This is a genomic window from Actinomycetota bacterium, from assembly GCA_005774595.1.
Taxonomy (GTDB): domain Bacteria; phylum Actinomycetota; class Coriobacteriia; order Anaerosomatales; family D1FN1-002; genus D1FN1-002.
On record VAUM01000255.1, the window covers coordinates 1 to 2,846 of the forward strand.

Consider the following 2,846-nt stretch of genomic DNA (forward strand, 5'->3'; position numbering starts at 1 on the left):
GTACAGCAGCGTGAGCGCGATGACCGCCAGCACCGTGAGGCCCCAGATCCACAGCGCCTGCCGCTCGATCGCCGCGCCGAGCAGCAGGATCGAGTCCCCCGGCGTGAAGGCGTTCAGGTCGACGCCGCCCGCGCGGCGCAGAGCAAGCTCGTTGGCGCCCCAGACGTGGCGCGCCAGCGAGCTGATCAGCATCGACCCGCCGATCGTGATGATGATGAGCGCGAGCGGGTCGCCGTCCTTGCGCGGCCTGATCGCCACGAGCTCGAACAGCGCGCCGGCGGCGGCGGCGGCGGCCACCGCCAGCAGCAGAGCGAGCGGGAGCGGCAACCCGAGGGCCGAGAAGGCCCACACCAGCAGCATCCCGCCGAGCATGTAGAACTCGCCCTGAGCGAAGTTGATGACGCCGGTCGCGCCGTAGACGATCGTGAAGCCGAGCGCCATCAGGGCGTAGATGGCCCCGTACTTGAGCCCGGCGACGACGAACTGGGCGAACGTCGCCGCGCTCACGGCGCCGCCCGCCGATCGTCAACGGCGCGGACCACGTCGGACCTCGAGCCCACGCTTCTCCCTCGCTTCGGTCCGACAGCCCGATGACGAGCCGTTCTGTCATGCGTTCGCCCGCTCACGCGGGCGTCCGCCACATTCTAGACACACGGCGGCCGTGCCGCCACACGAGCGACGGCACGGCCGCGTGTTGCCCGGCCCTCGAGCGCCGGACGGCCCGCGAGGCGTCCTACTCGACGACCTTCCAGGCCCCGTTCTCGATGGTGTACATGACCAGGTCGCCCTCGGTCAGGCCGTTGTGGTCGGTGGCGGTGAAGTTGAACGTCCCGCCGATGCCCACGAAGCCCGCCGTCTTCTCGATCTGGTCACGGAGCTGGGCTGACGTGAAGCCCTCGGGAAGCGCCTTCATGGCGTCGACCACGATGTAGAGCGCGTCGTACGCGTGACCCGCGAACGTGCTCGGGGCCTTGCCGGTGGCGGCGGTGAAGCGCTCGATGAAGTCGGTCGCGACCGTGTAGCCCTCGGTGTCCACGCCGTAGGTCTCAGGCACGAGCACCTTGCCCGCCGCGAACGTGAAGCCCTCGGCGGCGGTGCCGGCGCCCTGGATGAACTCGACGCGCGCGTTGCCGTGCGTGCCGTACATCGGGAGCGTGATCTTGAGCGACTCGCGGTTCTTGGCGACCGTGGCCGCGTCACCGCCGGCGTTGACGAGCAGGATGGCCTCGGCGCCGGAGTCCTTGATGGCGCCCAGTTGGACGCTCATGTCCGGATCCTTGGCGTTGAACGTCTGCTCGCTCGTGATGGTGATCCCGTACTTGGAGGCCTCGGCCTTCACGACAGCCGCGCCGTCCTTGCCGAAGCCGCCCGAGTCGCTGATCAGACCGATCTTCTTGATGCCCTTCTTCTGCATGTACTTGAGCTCGTACGGGATGACGATCTTGTTCGACCACGGCGTGGCGAACACGAGCTTGTCGAAGTTCGCCGTGATCGCGGTGCCGCCGGCCATCGAGACCTGCGGGATGCCACCCTTGTCCACGTCGCCGCGCATGGCCATCGTCTGGCCCGTGCCGGTCGCGCCGATGAGCGCCGCGACCTTGTCCTGCTGGATGAGCTTCGCCGCGGCCGCTGTGGCTTTGGCCTCGTCGGTCCCGTCGTCCTCGAAGACCAGCTCGATCGGGTGGCCGTTCACGCCCCCCGCGTCGTTGATGCGCTTGGCCTCCATCTCGAGCGTCGCCTTCTCAGGCTCGCCGAGCGTGGCGTACGGCCCGGTCAGGGACACCACGACGCCGATCTTGATGGGCGTCTTGGTCTCCGTCGGGGTCGTGCCGCCGCTGCCCCCGGCGGAGGGCTTGCAGCCCACCGCGAGCAGAAGCGAAGCGGCCAGGACGATGGTCAGTGCGAACGCGAAGTGCCGGCTTCTGATCCTCATACCCGACTCCCTCCGTCTGACGCCCCGGCGCACCGGGGTCCTACGCCTGTGCTATCTCCTCCTGCGAGACCAGCTCAACCGGCTCGCCTCCCAGCAACGCAACCGCTTGGTCCGGGTCCCCGACGTTGAGGACCACGTAGGTCGACACGAGCGAGTAGACGTACTCGATGTTGACACCCGCGTCCGACACGATCCTGAGAGCCTCCGCCAGCGCGCCCGGACGGTCCGGGAGCCGCAGGCAGACCACGTCGCTCTCCTTGACCGTGAAGCCCGCGGACTTGAGGGCCGCGTGCGCCTCCTCAGGCCGGTCGACCACGAGCCGCAAGATGCCGAACTCGGCCGTGTCCGACACGGAGAAGCCCCTGATGTTGATGCCCGCTCCGCCGAGCAGGTCAGCGACCTCGCTCACACGGCCGGCCTTGTTCTCGATGAAGACGGACAACTGCCTCACCTTCACAGCAGACACTCCCCTCCCTCGCCGCACGCGCTGCGGCCGAGATCGAACGCCGTCAGGTTCACGTCCACGGTCTTGGGCGGCACGCGTGACGAGATCACCTCACGCCATGCGTCCACAGGGAACTCGAGTCCAGTCGACAGGGCCCCGATGAGCACGATGTTGGCCGACTTGGGGCTGCCCGCCTCGCACGCCAACGCGTCGGCGTCCACGAAGACCGCGCCCTCCTCGGCCAATGCGGCCTCCAGACCGGTCGTCGGGGGACACTGGCCGATCAGGACGGGCAGGGGTTCGATGACGCGGGTGTTGACGAGCAGGCGCCCCGAGGGCTTGAGCACGCACAGGCGGCGGGCCGCCTCGATCATCTCGAACGCCACCAGCTGGTCGGCCGAACCTTCGTCGGCGATGGGCGAGAAGACCTCGTCACCGTAGCGCACGACGGTGTCCACCGACCCGCCG

Annotated in this window: 4 protein-coding genes; all 4 read right to left on the reverse strand. The window is 68.7% G+C overall.

The window, feature by feature from the left end:
• Positions 1-507, reverse strand: a 507-nt coding sequence (locus FDZ70_08765) for a branched-chain amino acid ABC transporter permease (protein TLM71736.1), incomplete at its 3' end; no start/stop codon positions are given.
• Positions 508-733: 226 nt separating this feature from the next.
• Positions 734-1,933: an ABC transporter substrate-binding protein gene (locus FDZ70_08770; protein TLM71737.1), complete on the reverse strand. Its 1,200-nt coding sequence runs from the start codon at positions 1,931-1,933 to the stop codon at positions 734-736.
• A 40-nt stretch (positions 1,934-1,973) separates the two neighbouring features.
• Positions 1,974-2,390: an ACT domain-containing protein gene (locus tag FDZ70_08775; GenBank protein ID TLM71738.1), complete on the reverse strand. Its 417-nt coding sequence runs from the start codon at positions 2,388-2,390 to the stop codon at positions 1,974-1,976.
• A partial coding sequence (locus tag FDZ70_08780) for a hypothetical protein (GenBank protein ID TLM71739.1) occupies positions 2,387-2,846 on the reverse strand: 460 nt, incomplete at its 5' end. The genes FDZ70_08780 and FDZ70_08775, both read right to left, overlap by 4 nt.

Excerpts from the sequence above, each read along its gene's own strand:
- FDZ70_08770 (TLM71737.1), bottom strand. The coding sequence starts at position 1,933 with ATGAGGATCAGAAGCCGGCACTTCGCGTTCGCACTGACCATCGTCCTG.